General features: G+C 40.7%; 22 protein-coding genes. 4 read left to right on the forward strand and 18 right to left on the reverse strand.

From position 1 onward, the window contains the following. Positions 1-4: 4 nt before the first annotated feature. The 10 genes from HUX68_RS06510 to HUX68_RS06555 form a co-directional block, all read right to left on the reverse strand. Entirely contained in the window at positions 5-1,078 is a 1,074-nt protein-coding gene (locus HUX68_RS06510; RefSeq protein ID WP_174614068.1) for a bifunctional 3-deoxy-7-phosphoheptulonate synthase/chorismate mutase, read from the reverse strand. Between the two features lie 355 nt (positions 1,079-1,433). Next, positions 1,434-1,832 carry a YtxH domain-containing protein gene (locus HUX68_RS06515; RefSeq protein WP_174614069.1) on the reverse strand — a complete coding sequence of 133 codons (399 nt, stop codon included), beginning with the start codon at positions 1,830-1,832 and terminating at the stop codon, positions 1,434-1,436. A gap of 18 nt (positions 1,833-1,850) precedes the next feature. After that, on the reverse strand, positions 1,851-2,258 hold the full coding sequence (locus HUX68_RS06520) for a DUF948 domain-containing protein (RefSeq protein ID WP_174614070.1): 408 nt from the start codon (positions 2,256-2,258) through the stop codon (positions 1,851-1,853). 222 nt (positions 2,259-2,480) lie between these two features. Further along, complete coding sequence (gene murC / locus HUX68_RS06525; protein ID WP_174614071.1) at positions 2,481-3,803, reverse strand: UDP-N-acetylmuramate--L-alanine ligase; 1,323 nt, start codon at positions 3,801-3,803, stop codon at positions 2,481-2,483. A 134-nt stretch (positions 3,804-3,937) separates the two neighbouring features. Then, positions 3,938-5,056, reverse strand: coding sequence for a nicotinate phosphoribosyltransferase (locus tag HUX68_RS06530; RefSeq protein WP_174614072.1), 1,119 nt, complete (start codon positions 5,054-5,056; stop codon positions 3,938-3,940). Between the two features lie 100 nt (positions 5,057-5,156). After that, the gene (locus tag HUX68_RS06535) at positions 5,157-7,406 is read right to left on the reverse strand and encodes a DNA translocase FtsK (RefSeq protein ID WP_174614073.1); all 2,250 of its coding nucleotides are present in this window, start codon (positions 7,404-7,406) and stop codon (positions 5,157-5,159) included. Between the two features lie 116 nt (positions 7,407-7,522). After that, positions 7,523-8,125 (reverse strand): YtpR family tRNA-binding protein, encoded by a 603-nt coding sequence (ytpR, locus tag HUX68_RS06540; RefSeq protein WP_174614074.1) that lies wholly within the window; start codon positions 8,123-8,125, stop codon positions 7,523-7,525. Between the two features lie 15 nt (positions 8,126-8,140). Next, complete coding sequence (locus tag HUX68_RS06545) at positions 8,141-8,944, reverse strand: DUF1444 domain-containing protein (RefSeq protein WP_174614075.1); 804 nt, start codon at positions 8,942-8,944, stop codon at positions 8,141-8,143. A 17-nt stretch (positions 8,945-8,961) separates the two neighbouring features. Further along, positions 8,962-9,279, reverse strand: a complete 318-nt coding sequence (locus tag HUX68_RS06550) for a thioredoxin family protein (RefSeq protein WP_174614076.1) — start codon at positions 9,277-9,279, stop codon at positions 8,962-8,964. A 135-nt stretch (positions 9,280-9,414) separates the two neighbouring features. Then, positions 9,415-9,963 carry a hypothetical protein gene (locus HUX68_RS06555; protein WP_174614077.1) on the reverse strand — a complete coding sequence of 183 codons (549 nt, stop codon included), beginning with the start codon at positions 9,961-9,963 and terminating at the stop codon, positions 9,415-9,417. Between the two features lie 159 nt (positions 9,964-10,122). On the opposite strand from HUX68_RS06555, the gene HUX68_RS06560 reads away from it, so the two are divergent. Next, positions 10,123-10,563: a YtoQ family protein gene (locus HUX68_RS06560; protein ID WP_174614078.1), complete on the forward strand. Its 441-nt coding sequence runs from the start codon at positions 10,123-10,125 to the stop codon at positions 10,561-10,563. Between the two features lie 31 nt (positions 10,564-10,594). Here the strand turns inward: HUX68_RS06560 and HUX68_RS06565 are convergent, their stop codons facing one another. Next, positions 10,595-11,098, reverse strand: a complete 504-nt coding sequence (locus tag HUX68_RS06565; RefSeq protein ID WP_174614079.1) for a DUF84 family protein — start codon at positions 11,096-11,098, stop codon at positions 10,595-10,597. A 239-nt stretch (positions 11,099-11,337) separates the two neighbouring features. Beyond that, positions 11,338-12,405, reverse strand: a complete 1,068-nt coding sequence (locus tag HUX68_RS06570; RefSeq protein WP_174614080.1) for a M42 family metallopeptidase — start codon at positions 12,403-12,405, stop codon at positions 11,338-11,340. Between the two features lie 170 nt (positions 12,406-12,575). On the opposite strand from HUX68_RS06570, the gene HUX68_RS06575 reads away from it, so the two are divergent. After that, a complete protein-coding gene (locus HUX68_RS06575; protein WP_174614081.1) occupies positions 12,576-12,890 on the forward strand; it encodes a PepSY domain-containing protein in 315 nt (104 codons plus the stop codon). A 277-nt stretch (positions 12,891-13,167) separates the two neighbouring features. Here HUX68_RS06575 and HUX68_RS06580 read toward each other — a convergent pair whose 3' ends face one another. Then, positions 13,168-14,022 (reverse strand): YtnP family quorum-quenching lactonase, encoded by an 855-nt coding sequence (locus HUX68_RS06580; protein WP_174614082.1) that lies wholly within the window; start codon positions 14,020-14,022, stop codon positions 13,168-13,170. Between the two features lie 68 nt (positions 14,023-14,090). Continuing rightward, the gene (trmB, locus tag HUX68_RS06585) at positions 14,091-14,726 is read right to left on the reverse strand and encodes a tRNA (guanosine(46)-N7)-methyltransferase TrmB (RefSeq protein WP_174614083.1); all 636 of its coding nucleotides are present in this window, start codon (positions 14,724-14,726) and stop codon (positions 14,091-14,093) included. Positions 14,727-14,942: 216 nt separating this feature from the next. Here trmB and HUX68_RS06590 point away from each other — a divergent pair, with 216 nt between their 5' ends. Continuing rightward, positions 14,943-15,230 carry a YtzH-like family protein gene (locus HUX68_RS06590; RefSeq protein WP_174614084.1) on the forward strand — a complete coding sequence of 96 codons (288 nt, stop codon included), beginning with the start codon at positions 14,943-14,945 and terminating at the stop codon, positions 15,228-15,230. Here the strand turns inward: HUX68_RS06590 and HUX68_RS06595 are convergent. From HUX68_RS06595 to HUX68_RS06610, 4 genes are all read right to left on the reverse strand, one after another. Next, positions 15,217-16,032, reverse strand: a complete 816-nt coding sequence (locus tag HUX68_RS06595) for a phosphotransferase family protein (protein ID WP_174614085.1) — start codon at positions 16,030-16,032, stop codon at positions 15,217-15,219. The two genes, HUX68_RS06590 and HUX68_RS06595, sit on opposite strands and share 14 nt — an antisense overlap. A gap of 220 nt (positions 16,033-16,252) precedes the next feature. Further along, entirely contained in the window at positions 16,253-16,819 is a 567-nt protein-coding gene (gene thpR / locus HUX68_RS06600; protein WP_174614086.1) for an RNA 2',3'-cyclic phosphodiesterase, read from the reverse strand. 17 nt (positions 16,820-16,836) lie between these two features. Beyond that, positions 16,837-17,553: a pseudouridine synthase gene (locus HUX68_RS06605; protein WP_174614087.1), complete on the reverse strand. Its 717-nt coding sequence runs from the start codon at positions 17,551-17,553 to the stop codon at positions 16,837-16,839. A gap of 13 nt (positions 17,554-17,566) precedes the next feature. Next, the gene (locus HUX68_RS06610) at positions 17,567-19,186 is read right to left on the reverse strand and encodes a putative polysaccharide biosynthesis protein (RefSeq protein WP_174614088.1); all 1,620 of its coding nucleotides are present in this window, start codon (positions 19,184-19,186) and stop codon (positions 17,567-17,569) included. A 128-nt stretch (positions 19,187-19,314) separates the two neighbouring features. Here HUX68_RS06610 and HUX68_RS06615 point away from each other — a divergent pair, with 128 nt between their 5' ends. Then, entirely contained in the window at positions 19,315-20,589 is a 1,275-nt protein-coding gene (locus HUX68_RS06615) for a BaiN/RdsA family NAD(P)/FAD-dependent oxidoreductase (protein WP_174616364.1), read from the forward strand. The last annotated feature ends 64 nt before the right edge of the window (positions 20,590-20,653 follow it).

A 20,653-nucleotide genomic window follows, 5' to 3' on the forward strand; every position in this document is an offset into this window, starting at 1 on the left:
AAAACTATTTTTGATACGAAAACGACCCCAATTCTTTGCTGAAGGAATCAAACGTTGGAATATCCATTTGCTGGGCAGCGTCTGATAATGCTACTGCCGGATCCGGATGTACTTCAGCCATTACACCGTCTGCACCAACTGCCAATGCAGCTTTTGCCGTTGGCAGCAGTAAATCTCTGCGTCCTGTTGAATGTGTTACATCAACCATAACGGGCAAGTGTGTTTCCTGCTTCAGAATTGGTACGGCTGAAATATCCAGTGTATTTCTGGTAGCTTTTTCATAAGTTCGGATACCACGTTCACAAAGAATAATATTACCATTGCCCCGTGAAATAATATATTCTGCGGCATTCACAAATTCGGAAATGGTTGCTGACATACCGCGTTTCAACAATACAGGTTTGTCAACTTCCCCTGCTGCTTTGAGCAATTCGAAATTTTGCATGTTACGTGCACCAATTTGAATCACATCAATATAATCAACAGCTTTTTCTATATCGGCAGGATTGACTATTTCGCTTACAACCGCAAGATCGTACTCATCCGCAACCTTCTTTAAAATCTGCAGTCCTTCAAGTCCAAGTCCCTGGAAGTCGTATGGTGATGTACGTGGTTTAAATGCGCCGCCACGCAATAGTTTATTTCCATTGCGCTTAACTGCCTTGGCAACTTCAGCCACTTGATCATAACTTTCCACTGCACATGGCCCGAAAATATTGTGTGTATTTCCATCACCAAATTTTTCCCCATTGATATCAATAACAGTATTCTCAGGCTTCATTTTTCTGGAAACCAGCAATGCTTTTCGGTGGTCATCTACCTGCAATTCCAGGCTTGCTTTAAAAATTTCCTTGAATATGTGTTCAATCGTGGAATTTTCAAATGGACCATTATTTTTCTCTGTAAGTTCATCAAGCATTTTACGTTCCCTTACCGGATCATAGCGCATAATACTTTGTTTATTCTTTACCTTTCCTATTTCTTGTGCAATTTCCGCACGTTCATTGATCAGACCCAGTAATTCCATATTAATCCTATCAAGATTCTGACGTAATTGTTCCAATTCGTTTTGGCTCATCGTAACCCCTCCTGAACACTATGTTTTTACCTGTTGAAATAGGCAGAATTTTAATAATTAGAAACCATTATAACGAATTATTATACATTTGTCATCAGGAATTTTTAAAAAATAAAAACCATTATAACCGTTCCAAAACAGCATTGGAACAGTATTTTCACTCAGAACCACTGACATTAAACCGATAAAGCGCTTACTCCATTATCCCCAATTTGGTTAAAATCCTGCATAATATATGATAATTTTTATTCTCATTTGCTCCATACATATATTTCGTCTGTAAAATCATTCTTCTCCACTTACCAATAAAAAAATCTGCAACGCTTTATAACGTTACAGATTGTTGAATATCTGTTTATTTATTTTTTTCTTCTGCTTCCTCTGCTTCTTCTGCTGCTTCCTCAATTGCATCGGCAAGTTCTTCAGCAGCTTCCTCTGCGGCCGTTTCGTCATTCTTCCGTTCGTTCCATTTGTCCTGAACATTTTTCGTTAGTTCCTGTGTTTTCTGAGAAAATTTGTCTTTGGAATCAGTGGCTTTGTTTTTCAGGTCTGATCCTTTTTCGTATGCCTTTTCCTTCAGACCGGAACCCTTTTCATAAGCAACGTCTTTCAACTGTGTAGCACTTTCATTCAAATTTCCTCTTAGCTCAGTTCCCGATTTTGGTGCAAACAATAATGCTGCAGCGGCACCCACAAATCCGCCGATTAGTGTACCAATCAAAAAATCTTTACTGTTAATATTATTCTCTCCCATATGAACATGCCTCCATTTTTATTTATTTTTTTTCTTTTTTAAATAATCCACGGCTGCATTTCCCCATTTCATTACCTGTGAAGTCGAATCCTGATTTTGTGCTGCCGAATTGGATATGCTCTTCGATAATTTGCCCAAGGAATGATTAAAACCCTTAACTGTTTCCCCGATGCCCTTAAGTCCTTCAAACAATCCATTCAGCTTGGACGATTTTTCATTTACATCGTCAGCCAGCTGATTGGTTTTGCTCAACAAAGCAGATGTTTCAGTCGTTATTCCCTGCATTTGCTGATTCAGGCTGTCCAATGTGCCTGAAACATTGCTCAATGTCTGCTTGGCTGCCTTCAGCGTAATTGCCAGGTAAACGACGAGTACGGCAAATGCAACTGCGACAATTATTGCTGAGATATACAACAAACTTTCCACTGGTAGATCAGCTCCTTCAATTCATATGACGTTTTCGTGCAGAATTCTTCTAAAATGCTTGCTATTATAAATGCTGGAAAATAGTTTTAATAAACAATATCCCAAAATAGTAACACATAAACATTTTAACATACTAAATAGCAGCTTGTACCAAATAACAGCATCTTTTCACCTGTCCATAAAAAATATAAGGGAAAAATAGAGCCTTGTAATTCAGGCTCTTTACGCGTTTAATCTATTTTTGCCAGTCAAAGACAACTGTTCCTCGTATGCCTGCTGAAATTTTTGGATATCACCGGCACCCATAAATATCAGCACACTGTCATCATCTTCCTGAAGTACATCTGTGTTGGACAATTCCAAAATTTCACTTCCATCAATCAGCTTCTGTAAATCATAAATGGTAAGCATCCCGCTGTCTTCTCTTGCAGACCCGAAGATATCACACAAGTATACTTTATCAGCATTGCATAAACTATCGGCAAACTCCTGCAGAAATGTTTTCGTACGTGAAAACGTATGCGGCTGAAAAATTGCAGTCACGGACTTACCGGGGTACTTCTTCCGGGCAGAATCAATAGTTGCGGTAATTTCTTTCGGATGATGTGCATAATCATCAACCAATAATTGTTTGCCGATTCGCTTTTCAGTAAAACGCCGCTTGACGCCCTGGAATGTATCAAGAGCTTTGATATCATCCGCCTTCATATTTTCATAATGACAGATTGCAATTACTGACAATGCATTAAGAATGTTATGGTCTCCGTACATTGGAATCTGAAAAGTATCATAGTACGTATTGCGGACGAACACATCAAATTCAGTTCCATCATCCGTTTCCAGTGTATTTTGCGCCTGAAAATCGTTTGTTTCTTCAAAACCATAATACACTACAGGAACTTTTGCCTGGATTTTTTGTAACTGCTCATCATCACCACAGGCGATAATTCCTTTTTTCACACGTTCTGCCATTGACTGAAATGCATTAAACACATCATCAATACTCGTGAAGTAATCCGGATGGTCAAAATCTATATTGGTCATAATGGCATAGTCAGGTTCATATCTGAGAAAATGCCGCCGGTACTCACACGCTTCAAACACAAAATATTTGCTATCCACATGCCCCTTTCCTGTACCATCGCCAATCAGATATGAAATAGGATACGTTTCATTCAATACATGCGCCAGCAATCCTGTTGTTGAAGTTTTTCCATGTGCCCCGGCCACAGCAATACTTGTGTACTGTTTGAGCCATTCCCCAAGAAATTCATGATATCTGTAGAAAGATAATCCTTTTCGTTTTGCTTCTTTTATTTCCGGATGATCATCAGAAAATGCATTTCCGGCAATTATCGTATATCCCTCTTCGATGTTACTTTCTGCAAAAGGGAAAATCGGGATATTCTTGTTTTCCAATGCTTCCTGTGTAAAAAAACGCTTTTCTACATCAGAACCTTGCACACTTTCCCCGGAATCATGAAGTATTTGGGCAAGTGAACTCATCCCTGTCCCCTTGATACCAATAAAATGGTAAGTTGTCATAAAAAAGAACCTCCAAAAAATATATAAAAACCGTTAATTTTCAACTGAATATAATACAATTTTATTTATTTATTTCAACAGTTACTAAGTAATTATAGCAAAACTTTCCGTGGTGTAAAATAAATTATATTGCATTAATCGTTTTGCGGGCGGAATTCCACTCGTTCCATTAACGGATTTGGACGGTATCGTCGCCCTTCTTTCGCTTCCCGAGTCCCATTAAGCAACACGTTGTCACCGGTGAAGCCGATATTAATTTTCAGGAGACTGCCACCTACACCATACATATCGACCGGAACTCCCAACTGTTCAAAATGACTGATTCGTTTTTCAGTAAATCCTCCAGTCACAACAATATTCACATGAGAAAAACCTTCATCGTCAAGAGCTTTACGAAGCGCGAACACCAGCTCCGGATTGACTCCCCTGGGATCAAATGTACCCATCAGGTGATGATTTCGTAAAAAATACTTATCAACAAGTGTCCTGGATGTATCTATTCGTACACCCTTAAGTTCGTTCCCAAAAACTTTGGCAACCTTTAGTGCATCTGTGATAACGTCATTATTATAATCAACAAGTGACACAAGATCATCTTCCGGAAACATTTCATGGTATGCTTGAGTTGCAGCCACCACATCCCCTCGGAACATCTGAATCATAGCGTGCGGCATCGTTCCCATTCCGTGTTTGCCCCACCATTCATTCATCGCATGTGTGGCCTGTGCTGTAGATCCGCCGATAAATGCTGCATAACCGTCTCCGGCCTGCTGAGTATAATGATCATCACGATCACCCATGAAAATGATTGGCTTTTGTTTCCCTGAAGAACTGGCCGCTTTTACCACATTATATACATTCGTTGCCACTGATGTTCTTCTAGCCAGAATACCATCAATGATCCCCTCCAGGAAACCAAACTGTTGATACGCACCTGAGATGGTCAACACCGTCTCGTATGGCTTTATTTTATCCCCATCCTTCAGTGAATGTATTTCAAGTGTCTCAGGCTTATCTGCAAAAGTATGTACCAGAGCAATAGCTTCATCTGTTCCACATAACACTGCATTGCTGCCTTTTTGGAAAAACTGCATCGTAACATGATTATTTGACAGCTTTTTTTCAACCATCTCTTTTGTTTTTAAAAAGTATACTGCGGAAAACCAACCTTCCTTTATGCGTTCATCAAATTTAAATGTTTTATTTGTCAGCCGTTTAATCGTTCCATTTAATTTTTGCTCAATTTCCTTCATAACCGTTATCTCCTCTTGTCAATGTAGGTATTTAATTTTACAAGATTACTTATTTGCAGGTTCTGCAATTCGCTGCAACAAAAATAATACCCATTATTTTTTATGTTTCAATTTGAGCTTCAGATATGAGAACATCACGGGGCTTGCTGCCGTTCTGCTGGGCAATAATCCCCCTGTTTTCCATATCATCCATCAACCTTGCTGCACGGTTATACCCGATTTTAAAATGACGCTGAAGCAAAGATGTACTTGCGCTGTTCTGGCTGACTACAAATTCAATTGCTTCCTGTAGAAGTTCATCTTCATGATCATCATGGGAAATCTGTTCCAATAACTGTTCCTGCTCAAATGCATACTCAGGCTCCGCAATAGTCCGTGCATAGTCCGTAATCCGTTCAATTTCTTCATCAGAAACAAAAGCGCCCTGCAGCCGGATGCTCTTGCCGGCTCCATTTTCCACGAACAGCATATCACCTTTGCCGAGTAATTTTTCAGCACCGCTTGTATCCATTATCGTTCTGGAATCCACCTGAGAGGAAACACTGAAAGCAATTCGTGTTGGAATATTAGCTTTAATCAGTCCTGTAATGACATCAACCGACGGACGCTGGGTTGCCAAAAGAAGATGAATGCCGCATGCGCGCGCTTTTTGGGCGATCCGGCATATTGCATCTTCCACATCCTGTGGGGATACCATCATAAGATCCGCCAATTCGTCAATCACGATCACCATGAACGGCAGCTTTTCATCCATTCGGTTTTGTCTTGCCATTTTTTGATTGTATCGCTCCACGTCCCTTACGCCTTCTGTTACAAATTTATCATAGCGTTCTTCCATTTCTTTAACCGCCCATTTTAATGCAGCAGTTGCCGCCTTTACATCTGTAATGACCGGTGATATGAGATGGGGAATACCATTATAAGGTGCAAGTTCCACCATCTTTGGATCAATTAGTAAAAACTTCACATCGTTATGACTGGCTTTATATAACATACTGATTAAAATGGTATTGATACAAACACTTTTTCCGGATCCTGTAGCACCTGCGATTAAACCGTGCGGCATTTTCTGGATATTTGTTATCATCGGGCTTCCCTCAATGCTTAATCCCAGTCCAACTGATAGTGGTGACGTGTCATGCTGAAAAACATCACTTTCGAAAATCTCCTGTAAGCCGACAATTTGCGGTTTCCGATTCGGGATTTCAATGCCAATTGTATTTTTTCCCGGTATAGGTGCTTCGATACGTATATCCTTTGCAGCCATATTCAGCTTTAAATCATCACTCAGGTTTTTTACTTTGCTGACCTTGACCCCCATTTCCGGCTGTACTTCAAAGCGTGTCACGGATGGACCTTGCGTTGTGTTCACCACTTTTGCCCGTACATTAAAATGTTTTAATGTCTTTTCCAGCAGGTCTTTCATTTCCTGCATCCATAGTTGGTCCTTTTCTGTCTTTGCTACCGGATCGTTCAATAAGTGATACGGTATCGACGGATATTTCTTTTCCGGAACAGAAGGAGCGGGTGATACATTCGTTTCAAATTTCGGTTTCCTTTCACGATGTCTCCGTTTATCATTTGCCGACATCATGACGTTAAAAGGCAATGGTTTCTGGTCACCGTCTTTTTTATTCTTCTTCTTTCTATCAAACCGCTTTTTCGTTTTCTGTTTCGAATTAGCGTTATGTTTTGAGGCCGGGACTGGATCTCCGTCCGGTTTTGCATCTAACTTTGGTGCCGATTCCTGAACTGGCTCCTGTACAAATTCTTGAACCGGTTCCTGGACAGATTCCTGTTTCAGTTTTTCTGTGACAGCCTGTTTTTGTTCAGAATTTACATTGTTTTCCTGATCGGATTGCACCCGTTCATCCGCATATGTATTCGTTGCAGCAGCTTCAGTCTCAGCGGTTTCCTCGATGATTTCTCCCACCCGATGTTTACGTTGATAAGCAGGTACATTCTCCGTCTCTTTTTCTTTCCTGCGCTCCTGAAAACCATAAATCGGTGACGGCACCGGTGTCGGCTCAAATGGCTTTTTGGAATAAAAATCATCCTGTTCTTTGTCCCGCTGTTTATGGGGCGTGTTTTGCTCGTGAGTTTCCGGAACAGATCGTCGTTTCTTTTTTCGGGCATATGCAGGAATGTCTGATGTTTTTTCCTCTTTCGGCTGATCCGGAATAACAGGAAAACGGAATGATTTTTTTTCAGGATACTGATACTTCATTTTCGCTTGGATATTGTCACTTCTATGCTCTATTTTTCGTCTTGGTTTCACTTCCGTCTGTTCTGTTTCTTCAGTTTCAACAAAAAGAAAGTTGTTGATTTTCTTTTTAAATTGATCCCACATACATCTTCACTCATTTCCATAATAATAGACGCTATTCATATTTTATCAGTTTTTTTATTTTTTTGTAGGGGTAAAACGAAAGGCAACCCTTGTCCGAGACTCAGGTTGCCCAAAGTTTAGAATTCAAACGGCTCGCCCGTCCGATAGGAGTCATCAAGGACATAAATCCCTTTTTCCTTTGGTGCATCAGGCAGCCCAAGTTCCTTCTGTGAACATATCATACCATTCGAAGGAACCCCGCGAAGTTCTGTCGGTTTTATTTTCATTCCGCTTGGCATTGTAGCACCTGGCTTGGCCACCACAACTTTTTGACCTGCATCAACATTAGGAGCGCCACAGACAATCTGCAGTAATTCGTCACCTGCGTCAACCTGGCAGACACTTAATTTATCAGCATTTTCATGCGGATTTTTTGTTTTAACAAAGCCCACAACAAATTTTGGGCTCAAATCAATATCCAGCGAATCCTGTACCCCTTGTTTTTGAAAAACATCTTTCAACTGGTTAAGCAAATCTTCAGTCAGAGCTATTTTACCTTTCCCGGACAGATCAATATTGGTGGAAGCACGGAAAAGATTATACCCGACTACAGTACCGTCTTCTTTTGTGATTTTGGTGATATCACCAATGTTTTCATGCTTAACCTCATAACAATCAGCATCATCCAGTGGAAGAATCAGCACATCGCCGATTCCATCAGGATTATAAAAAATGTCCATTTCAACCATCCTTTGTTATTCTGTTGGCCGATTTTTGGCAAGAATAAATATCGGCTCCAATTCTTTATTTTCATAAATGAACGGCAGCGACGTTATCGGAATTCTTCCCTCCGCAAAAAATTTCATCGTCATCTGTGCCAGTACATCATATCCTGTCTTATTTTGAATATCTGCAAAAATAAGCACATCCTGATGCGGTACAGCAATAGCCAGTTCCCCTTTACTGTTTAATTTCATTTCTTCGAGGAATGCTTCATTTAAAATTCTGCTCGCATCGTAACCGTCCTGTTTTGCCACAAAATAAAAATCATTACCCGCGACTGTATCTTTCTTATAATCATTGTTCAGTGAACGAATATTAAATGTGGCAATTTCATCAATCCGTTCCTGATTCCAGCCCTCTTTTTCAAGCATTGATTCGTCAATCAGCCGATATGATTTCCCGAGATCCAATGCATAATATACTCGTGTTTCAGCCGTATGCTCTTTACATACAAGCTTATCGCCTGACTTTGTCTTTGTTGCAAATGAGGTCGCCCGTATAACCGGATAGATATTTTTCTCCATGCCGGTTAATTCCTGTTCCTCATTCATAACCTTTAAAGCTTCCGTTACGTGTTCAACCAGATCATCAACAGCCTTTTCACCGCGCTCGTTGTACTTGGCAACTACGTTTGGAAGTGTAATCGTTATTCCCTGATTGGATTCTTTCCAGACTATGCGGTATGTGTCTTTATCCCTGTTGTAGGATATTCTGTAAGCGGGTCCTGCCAAACGCTCATCCAGTATTTTTTTCATTTTGATGCTCGTCATTTTCATATCATATATCCTCCTTCCTATCGTGGAAGTCCATCAATAAACGTTATAATCTCTTCTTTGGTTTTACGGTCTTTGCTTACAAACCTCCCAATTTCCTTACCTTCCTGAAACGCAAGAAAACTTGGAATCCCGAAAATTTCGTTTTCGCTGCAAAGATCGATGAATTGATCCCGATTAACCTTCAAAAATGTATATTGCGGATATTTTTCCTCGATTCCCGGCATTACCGGTTCAATTACACGGCAATCCGGACACCAACCTGCAGTAAATAATGCAATTACGTTTTCATTGGTCGTTAATTCATTCCATTCTTCTATTGAAGCTACAGTTTTCATTATTCATCATCCTCCAACCCAATCATATCTTGCTTTACACTGCGAATCAATTCACAGACTTTAAAAAAATCATCTTGCAGCTTGAGCCGAAGTTTTTGTACAAAAGAAAACCAGCCACTCATCATGCTGGCTGGTTTAAAATTCGTCCTTTATATTGGTTACTGTAGTCGGATTGGAAGTTGATATTGATCTGGCAACTTTCATCAGTGCCTTTGAATCATTATCCAGTTGGTCTTTAGTTGTGTAAGTAGTGATTTTTACTCCGCCTAAGCCAACCTGCAGTTCATAATTATCTTCTTCATCATGTGACCGGATACGGATATAGCCGAATTTATTATCATCTTTAAACGACTCAAGCAACAATGCCGACTCCGTTTTTGCAGTCTTATAGCCCAATTGACTGGCTGCACCTTCAAGACTGTTATGAAAAACAATATATGTCTGATCGCCGTCTTTTAAAATAACATTATTTTTACCAGTTTCTTTAACTTCCATCCGGTCTGGCAGATACAATGAAAAACCATCCATTTCATGATTTGCTTCCGCCGTTTTATTGGAGTTAAACACTGCTTCAGCTGATTTTTCAGCATCATTTACCGCTTCTTCTTCCGACTGAAAACTGCAGCCAAACAACACTGCAGTCAGAAAAAGTACGGCAACAATAAGTTTGTACCTCTTTTCCATTTTTGTTCCCCCTGAAACAGTACAATTTACCTCTTTACATAATACTATGATTTTGGAAATTTACAAGAAGTATGTTTTTCCAATACAATTGGAAATAGTTGCGAATTTTAGTAATAAAGGTAACATGGAAGACAGATATAAAAAATGGAGGGGATATTAATGGATCTGACTGTATATTTAGCCGGACAAATTCATGATGACTGGCGTGAAAAAGTAAAAGCCAAGGCAAAAGAAAAAAGCTTGCCGATTTCGTTTGTATCACCGCAGACAAATCACGAACGATCCGATAATGTCGGGGAAGATATTCTTGGAGAGCAACCGAACAAAACAGTTAAAGATGATGCTGCATCCGACATCAATAACTTCAGAACTGAGGTATTAATGCAGAAATCCGATGCGGTTATTGCATTATTCGGGGAAAGTTACAAGCAGTGGAATACCGCAATGGATGCGAGTGCAGCCATTTCAATGAATAAACCGACCATTATCGTACGTCCGGACTCACTGGTGCATCCGCTGAAGGAGCTATCAAACAAAGCGAATGTAACCGTTGGAAACATCGACCAGGCACTGGATGTATTAGCCTACATTTATGAATAAGGAAGTAGTAAGCAGCGGGAACCCCCGTTGCTTATTTTTGGCTGAAGTCATACTGCCCTTTTAAAAGTGTAACAACATGTACAAACATTTCTTTCCGCGAAATCAGTTCATTCGTAAAGATACCAATAGCACCTTCTTTTTTACGGACGTCTTTTCGTTTCGCGAAATCGTCCATTATATCACCAAGCTCCATCCCTTGATTAAGTTTGGCTGAAAATTCCTGCGGGAGCTGAATTCTGGCACCACCAGCGGTAAAGGTAGTGCCATCACTGTGGACAAGTGCACCCCAATTCGTTACATACAGCTGATTGTCCAGTGTCATCACACCACCTTCCAGCCCAATACCAATGTCACACGTTGACTCTGTTACACATTGCCGGGCACGATTTATAGCACCGCGCCGGGTTTCCTCATCCGTCTGAGGTTGGGCACTGACCTGAGATGTTACCTCAATTCCAGTAACATTATCAACATGAAATACCGACCCCACAGCCTCGATTTTAGCAGGATTTTTCGACCCGATTAAAATTTTCATTCAAACACCTCATTTGTTTTTACACCACAATTTTTTCCAAAATTTAATGTTGAAGATGAAGCTTAAACTCTCGAAGATGACCTTCCATCTCTCGAAGATGGCACTCAAACTCTCGAAGATGACCCTCCATCTCTCGAAGATGGCACTTAAACTCTCGAACTCAATCCCCCACACGTCAATATCAAAAATATCAAAACAAGATAAGCTGCCATCACTCTATGACAGCAGCTCGATCAACTTTAATTAGCCTTTTTAATGCTATCCAACGTGCTTTTATCCGTGGATTTAGCAAGCTTGACAATTAATTCCTTGGCCGCCTGATAATCATCCACGTGAATCATTGATGCGGCAGTGTGAATGTATCTGGAACAAATTCCAACCACTGCGGATGGAACCCCGTCATTAGAAAGATGAACACGTCCGGCATCTGTACCACCCTGCGATATAAAGTACTGATATGGAATGTCATTGGATTCAGCTGTATCCAGAATAAAGTCCCTCATTCCATGATGTGTAATCATCGAACGATCAAAAATTCGAAGCAATGCTCCCTTGCCAAGCTGACCAAATTCACTTTCATCACCGGACATATCATTGGCAGGAGAAGCATCAAGCGCATAAAAAATATCCGGCTTGATCATATTGGCGGCAACCTGAGCGCCGCGCAAGCCCACTTCCTCTTGTACCGTTGCACCTGAATATAACTCGTTTGAAAGTGTTTCACCTTTTAATTCTTTCAGTAATTCAATGGATAATCCGCAGCCATAACGATTATCCCAGGCTTTTGCAAGAATCTTTTTATCATTTGCCATCGGTGTAAATGGACAAATCGGCAAAATAGCCTGGCCCGGTTTTACACCAATTCGTTCAGCATCCTCCTGGTCATCGGCACCAATATCAATCAGCATATTGCTTAATTCCATTGGTTTCTTGCGCTGTTCCGGTGTAAGATTATGTGGCGGGATCGATCCAATCACACCGGTAATTGGCCCGTTATCCGTCATAACCTGTACCCGCTGCGCAAGCAATACCTGGCTCCACCATCCACCAAGAGTCTGAAAACGAAGCATCCCATTTTTGGTGATTTTCGTTACCATTAACCCAACTTCATCCATATGGCCGGCAACCATTACACGCGGACCTTCCCCTTTTCTGACACCGAACACACCGCCAAGATTGTCCTGAATCAATTCATCTGAATATTTTTCAAGTTCATGTTTCATAAACCGACGAACCGGTTGCTCATTTCCCGGTGCCCCCTGCAGTTCGGTAAGCGTTCTGAACATGTCCATTGTTTCCTGCTTCATATGTATACCCCCATTATTATGTAATATATTCAGTATAAACGAAAACACGTTAAGCTTTCCACCCTACAGACATACTGCCTAACAGTTTCTATTTTTATTAATTTAAGTTATACTAAGAATTGAATTGAACAACCTAAAATTGGAACAAATTTTGTATAGAGGTGAATGAGATGAGTGTAAAAAAAGCAGTACTGGCAGCCGGTTTAGGCGTTGCAGTTGGCTATGTGGCAAAACAACAAATTGACAATTACCAAAAAATCACCCCGGAAAAAGCATTAAAACAGGCAAAAGAGACATTTAAAAAACAAGGTCCGATCAGCGGTTCATGGATTTATATGAAACCTGAGGAAGTGGAGCGAAACGGTTTGTTGTATAATGCTTATCGCGGTGGCGTAACCAGAAATATCGACGGGGAAAACAAGCAGTTTGAATTCTATGTGGACGTTGAAACAGGTGCAGTCATCGGTTCTGTACAAACAGCATAATAAATTCCTGAACAACCAAAAAAATTTAACTGGCGTGAGGTATTATTATTGCCTTAAGCTGTCCAGCCTCATTTGATAGGGTTTAGACTGTTACGACCGCTTCATGTTCCCGCATGAGCGGTTTTTACTAATGCATGATTCTCCAGTCCGAACACAGAGATAATATAACCCCCTTTGGTATCACAAAATCCAAAGGGGGTTAAACGTTAACATTTTTTCTGATAGTGCAGCCTTATTTAATCAATTCTGCAACTGGATTAAATTTATTCAATTGACTTTACTTATATTCATACCGTTCTCTATCCACCTGATCAATCCGCTTGCCTTCCGCGTCAAATTTGACCGCACGAAGATAGGCGTCATGATAAAATGTATACCATGCCTGCTTGGAGTAGCCAAAATCCATCCATTTCTCTTTCTGATGAACGGAAGTAACAGGATAATCGTCATAGGCAAGTGCCCACAGCTTATTTTGATGTGCATGGGTCGGCATAATGTCAGCCATATGGATAAAGGTTTCATCCCCATCTTCAAATACCAGTATCGAATGGCCGTCACTGTGTCCGCCGGTATGAATCATTTTTAGCCCATCAGCAATCTGCTTTTCATTTTCGAACGGCTGCACCTGCTCCTGAATCGGTTTCCAATTCATTTCCCAGTATGTATTCGCAGACCGGATATTCGGGTTCCGCATTTCATCCCATTCAACCTGAGAGACGTGAATCACTGCGTTCTTAAAAAGAGACTCGTAACCATCACCAACTGCTTTTGTAATACCACACGCATGGTCAAAATGAAGATGCGTCATGAGCATTGCATCAATGTCATTAACCGTCAGACCTACCTCAGCCAATGATTGATTAAGTGAAGATTCTTCCAGCACCCCAAAATTCCGCAACTGTTTATCGGTAAGTTTATCATTACCCATACCAGAATCAATCAGGTAGTTCCGACCGTCCAGCTGAAGTAAAATCGGATCTGTCCGTAATTCAATCTGGTTTTTTTCATTGTACGGATATTTCCTGCTCCATAATGCCTTAGGAACAACACCAAACATTGCGCCTCCATCAAGGAAGTTTACTCCCCCGTTCAGCCAAGTCAACTTTGCCCTGCCTACTTGCAGTGTCTCCATTGTTTCATCCTCCTTTGCCTATACTGTCAGTTTAGCGAAAGAGGGAATGCCATGTAAACAAACATGCATCAGAATTCAGATCGGCATCGATAGATCACCTGTCCCTTAGCAGAAAATTTCTCCTCGTATTCGGTCATGACATTGCCGGGATCATCAATCGCATGCAAATCCAGGTTCACTTCCTTCAAAGTCATACCAAATTCGGAAAAACTGACAAGCGAGTATTCAAACAGACCTCTGTTGTCGGTTTTGAAAATAAGTTCTCCGTTTTTCTGAAGAATATCCCGATACTTTTCCAAAAAGGTGTGAAAAGTCAAACGCCTTTTTTTATGGCGATTTTTCGGCCACGGATCGGAAAAATTCAGATAAATTTGGGAGATTTCATCCATTGCAAAGATATTTTTCAAATCTTCTGCATCTTTATTAATTAACAAAATATTATCATAATCTGTTTCCATTATTTTTTGTGCAGCAGTTACGATAACACTTTTGGCCAGCTCAACTCCAATAAAATTCACGTCCGGATATTTTTCAGCCATCCCAGCAATAAACTGTCCCTTCCCAGTCCCTATTTCAACATAAATTGGGTTGGAATTTCCAAATACTTCTGACCATGAACCTTTATTTAATTGTGGATCAGCAATAATAAAATGTTCATTTTCTTTTAAAAAATCGTCTGCCCATGGTTTATTTCGCTGTCGCATCTAGCAGCACCTTCTTTCGATGTATAGTGAAATTTCAATCGGTGGGCACATCCCCATGGTTGTTAATGGAATAAATCATGCATTTGCACCCCACTTTTTCACTTCATCCACTCATGCATTGCTTAAAGCAGAATTTACTTTCGATTAACCGGTGTTGAAAATCAATAGCATATTAATAGCAATAATGGTTAACACTACCATTTGAGGTGATTTGAAGTGACATTAACCCTAAATAATCAGTTAAAGCTTTTACAGGATATATTAAGTGAACAGAATGAAGATTGCTGTGGTGAGATTTCCGAATATCAGCAAATTAAGCGCCTTGTTCAAGCAATGATGGCGAACGGATCCATTTCTGATGAGGAGCTGCTGCAACTGCTTCCGGAAATCTACAATTATGGGCGGCAGGGGGAAATTGCACATAATGATGCAGAACATATTACCGCAAACAAAGAAAAAATTGAAACTTGGGTTAGCGCTATTCAGCAAATCAATCTCGAATAGTCATGCTCGTTTCTCGGTTCAACTCCCGTAAGTCTTCCAATCTGCGCCGCGCCTTATCCGTTTCATCACGCTGCAGATGCCAATTTAAAAAATAAAGAGAATCCAACAAAAGATACCAATACATTCTTTTCAGCAACAACTGGTCACTTGTCACACCATATTCCCGCAGCCAGTTGTCCCAATCTTCGGGAGGTATATACCATTTTAAAATAATCCCGATATCCATTGCTGGATCAGCGATCATGGCATTCTCCCAATCAATCAGATAAAGTTGTCCTTCCTTTGTTAATAAAAGATTATTATGATTCAAATCACAATGACAGACAACTTGTTTCTGTTCATGCGTAACCGGGAGCAGGTGCTCCAAATTGTCTATGGCTTCGGAAACCTCCGGATAATTGCCGGTTACCCCGATATATTTAAGTTGCTTCTTAACGTCCTGAAAACGCTCTTCCGGCGTTACCGGCTTTCGTCCCATTCGCATCAGCATATGCAGTAATTCGGATGAGTTATGGATTTTTTTCAGTATGGCAGCAACACGATTATGCTGCATTTCCAACGGCATTAATTCCCTGCCCTCAAGCCATTCCTGCGCAGTTATAACGTCCCCGTTTTCCAGCCGCTTGGTCCAGACCAGTTTAGGAACGATGCCTTCCGCTGAAAGAACAGCCAAAAAAGGCGAAGAATTCCGTTTCAAAAACAGGCGTTCTTTATTATTCTCGGCAATAAAAGCTTCCCCTGTCAGCCCGCCAGCTTTCTCAATATCCCATTCTTTACCGAGCACTTCTTTTAACCAATTCACACCAATACCTCAATTCTGCACATTTTGACCTTCCAATAATCCTTAAACGCTTTTACATTCCGATAATAAGACCATAGATTAGATTATCGGATTTTCATTCCTATTTCAAGAACAAACTTTGGATTCAGCTTTTTTTCTTCCTAAAAACACAAAAAAGCTGTCTTTACTGATAATTATGCCCTGCGCACTTTTTCATCGTATAGGAATTAAAAGAAACAATTTAACTGCCACCTGCACCTTTCAGCTGATATACTGCAATCTGGTTGTATTTAGGTATTGATTGGGGAAATATCCGGTAAATTACAACCTGATGAACGGTGAGCTGATACGTATCAACATAGGTATCCTCCAGCTCAGGAAATTTTTCAGTCGGATCATTCCACTTTTTGGCAAGGGTAATATGCGGTGAATAGGTTCGCTTCTCCTGTTCAAATCCAGCTTCATTGACAAGCCCTTCAACCAGCTGCTGCAACTTTAATAACGCTGCTGTTTTTTCTACACCGGCCCATAAAACCCTTGGCTGAATCGATTTACCGAACGTTCCAAGTGACCCTGTCCTGACACGAAATGAATATAAATCCGTTACCTTTTCCAGTTTCTCTTTAAGCTGGTTCAATTGAGCGGGTGAAACCGGACCAAGAAATTTCAGTGTAATATGTAAATCTTCCGGGTGTGGCCATTGTTTGTACGGTACTAATTGCTTTAATTGCTGTTGTTGTTCGTACAAATACTGTTTCAATTCCATCGGTAATGGAACCGCTATAAAATAGTGGGGCAATCCGGCCATGAAATCCCTCTTTTCATTTAACTTTGTTGGACATCCAGTAAAGCCAGCTCTTCCTTTGTCAATTCACGAAAATGGCCCACATCCAGGTCAGGGTCCAACTTAAGTTTCCCCATTTTAATCCGCTTTAAATAAACTACCTTTTTTCCAACCGCTTCAAACATCCGCTTCACCTGATGAAATTTTCCTTCTGTTATGGTGATGTTTATTTCAGAAACAGTATCAGCATGTAGAATTTCCAGCGCTGCAGGTTTCGCGTGATAACCATCAGCAAGTGTTAGACCGTTTCTAAAAGCTTGAATGTCAGCATCCGTTACGGTACCATTAATTTTTGCGTAATATGTTTTATCAACATCCTTTTTCGGGGAAACCAGCTGATGTGCAAGTTCCCCGTCATTTGTAATCAAAAGCAGCCCTTCTGTATCTTTATCCAGGCGGCCGACCGGAAATGGCTTGAATTTTTGGTATGCTTTCGGCAATAAATCAATTACGGTTCGTTCACGATTATCAGTGGTAGCTGAAATATAACCAGGCGGCTTGTTCATCATCAGGTATATATATTGTTGAAAATTTATCGTTTGATTATTCACTTTGACGACATCACACTCTGTATCAACATGCAAACCACTGTCTTTAACAACCGCATCATTTACTGTTACATTCTTTTTCTTGATCAGTGCCTTCACATCTTTTCTGCTGCCAACACCCATGTTTGCCAGCAATTTATCGAGACGCATGAATCAATCCTCCTTACCTGCGAAAAATCTTATCCAATACACGAACCTTACTTCCCAGAACCCGGTCAAGCAAGGTGGATTCGTACGCAAACCACAGATATACACCAGCACCTGCACCAACGCCTGCAATCAGCATAATGATAGCAGACAGCCTGCTTCCCTCAACTTCCAAGAAAGTGCCAAAAATTGCTTTTGTAATCCAAATGGTGATACACATAATAATTGAAAAAATACAGACCAACAAAAACCGCTTTAATGTCTGTTTAAATGGAAAACGGATAGATACGCCGATTCGCCATAAATTAAGTGCTACCGCTGTACCGACCGCAAGTGCAGTACCAAAAATAGCACCCTTTGCACCAAACATATGAATCAGCTGGATATTAAACAGTATTTTCATCAATAAGCCACCAGTTAAACTAATGACAGCAAAGCGCTGCTGATTGATCCCCTGCAAAATGGAAGACGTCACCGTAAACAGGGCAAACAGTAGCGCAACCGGCGCATACCAGCCAAGCAGAGAACCGGTGATATCAAGCCGATGAGTACCATAAAGTGCACCATATGCCGAATCAGACAGCATCGTCAATCCAACTGCCGCCGGTACAACCAAAACAAGGACTATCTGCAGTGCCTGATTAATTTGCTGGTTCATAACCTTCCTGTTGTTATTTGTAAACGATTTGGTCAAAGCCGGTAAAATAGCCAAAGATAGCCCTGTAGCAATTGTCACCGGAATAATCACTAATTTATGTCCGTATACATTAATTGCGCCTAATGCTGTATCATAATTATCTCCTTGTCCGATATCAATCATGGCCCGCTGAAATGTGAGCGTATCAACCAATTGATAAAGTGGCGTTGCGATTCCAACGATTACAAATGGACCCGCATACCGGAATAACTCTGTGATTAAATCTTTCGTGGGTATAGCATGTGAAAATTTTTGCTGACTCAGCCGTTTTTGGATATGCGGTTTCCGCTTTCGCCAGTAATACCATAAAACAACACAGGAGCCGAGTGCACCGACAAATGCTGCAAAGGCAGAAAAACCAACCGCTGTTGCAACATTTCCGTCAATTATTTTCATAATAATAAATGTAGCTGCCAAAATAAACACAATCCGGATTATTTGTTCGACAACCTGCGAAACTGCAGTAGGTCCCATCGATTCATATCCCTGGAAAAATCCGCGCGTGATACTCATTGCCGGGATTATTAATAACGCAAAGCTGACCATCCGAATAACCATTGCCCCTTCTTCGCGGGAAATCGCACCCACATTTTCATTGGCAATAATGAATTTAGCCAGAGGTTCTGCACCGAAGTATAACCCTAAAAATGCAATGAACCCGGTAACCATCATTAACGATATTCCCGCTTTATATATTCGCATACCGGTTTCATAATCACCCAATGCATTATATTTCGAAACGAATTTGGAAACGGCTAATGGGACACCGATTGTTGAAATACTGATTAAAATATTGTATGGGATATAGGCAAACGAGTACAATGCTCCACCTGTCTCCCCAACAAGCGTATTAAACGGTATGAGATAAATCATTCCCAGAAATTTTGATAAAAAAGTGGCACCAGTAAGGAGCATGGTACCTCTGACAATATTCGACATTATTTCACCTGCAATTTGTTCATACTTTAATTGTCATTTTATCATACATAGCAGTCATTCACGCTATATTTTAATTTTTTTCTTATCTTGAAAACATGATATTATGTATACGAAGGGAATGAAGAATGGTGACATATGATGTAATTGTAATTGGCGGCGGCCCGTCCGGATTGATGGCTGCCATAGCAGCTGCTGAGCAAGGCGCAAATACGATTTTGATCGAAAAAGGGCGAAAACTGGGGAAAAAGCTTGCAATTTCCGGTGGCGGCCGCTGTAACGTAACAAACAGGCTTCCCCAGGAGGAAGTAATCAGACATATACCAGGGAACGGGAAATTTCTCTACAGTCCATTTTCTATTTTCAATAATTATGACATTATCGACTTTTTTGAAGGAATGGGAGTGGGATTAAAAGAGGAAGATCATGGCCGCATGTTCCCTGTTTCCAATTCAGCTAAAACAGTTGTTAATGCATTAATCAATAAACTCGATGAACTGCATGTGGAAGTTCGCATGAACACGCCGGTAGAAGCAGTACATTATGATAAGTCAGGGCATAGTGTCATTCTAACGGATGGCGCAAAATTACATACAACATCCATTGTAATCGCTGTTGGCGGTAAAGCAGTACCACATACAGGTTCAACCGGTGATGGCTATGCATGGGCAAAAAAGGCAGGCCACACGGTTACAGAGCTCTATCCAACCGAAGTTGCTCTGACATCAAATGAAGCCTTCATCAAAAATAAACAACTGCAAGGATTATCATTAAGGGACGTGGCATTGACTGTTTTGAATAAGAAAAACAAGCCAGCGGTCACCCACCGGATGGATATGATTTTCACCCACTTTGGAATCTCCGGTCCAGCCGTACTGCGCTGTTCACAATTCGTTGTAAAACAATTAATGAAGGGGCAACAGGAAGTTTCCATGGTACTTGATACCCTGCCAGACAAACAGGAAGAAAAATTGATACAGGACCTATTCAAGTTAATGAAAGAAAATCCTAAAAAATCAATACGAAATATCTTAAAAGGAATTGTACCGGAGCGACTGCTGGAATTTATTTTACAGGAAAATAAGATTGATGCAGACCAAAAAGCAGCAAACCTGTCAGGCGAATCTCTTCGTTCGATCATTTATCATTTGAAGCATTTTTCCATTAAAGTCAACGGATCATTACCACTGGACAAAGCATTCGTCACCGGGGGCGGCGTTTCCATCAAGGAAATCATGCCAAAGACAATGCAATCGAAAAAAATGCACGGTCTTTATTTCTGTGGGGAAATCTTGGATATCCATGGTTATACAGGCGGATACAACATCACCTCCGCACTTGTCACCGGACGGCTGGCTGGAATGAATGCAGCTTTTGAGGCAAGCGAATTGGCATTTGATTCCTGACATGTTTTTTTAACTTTAACCCCACCCTAATAATGTCCGGGAATACCAATGAAAGGGTTGAAAA

This window comes from Virgibacillus ihumii (genome assembly GCF_902726655.1).
Taxonomy (GTDB): Bacteria; Bacillota; Bacilli; order Bacillales; family Amphibacillaceae; genus Lentibacillus; species Lentibacillus ihumii.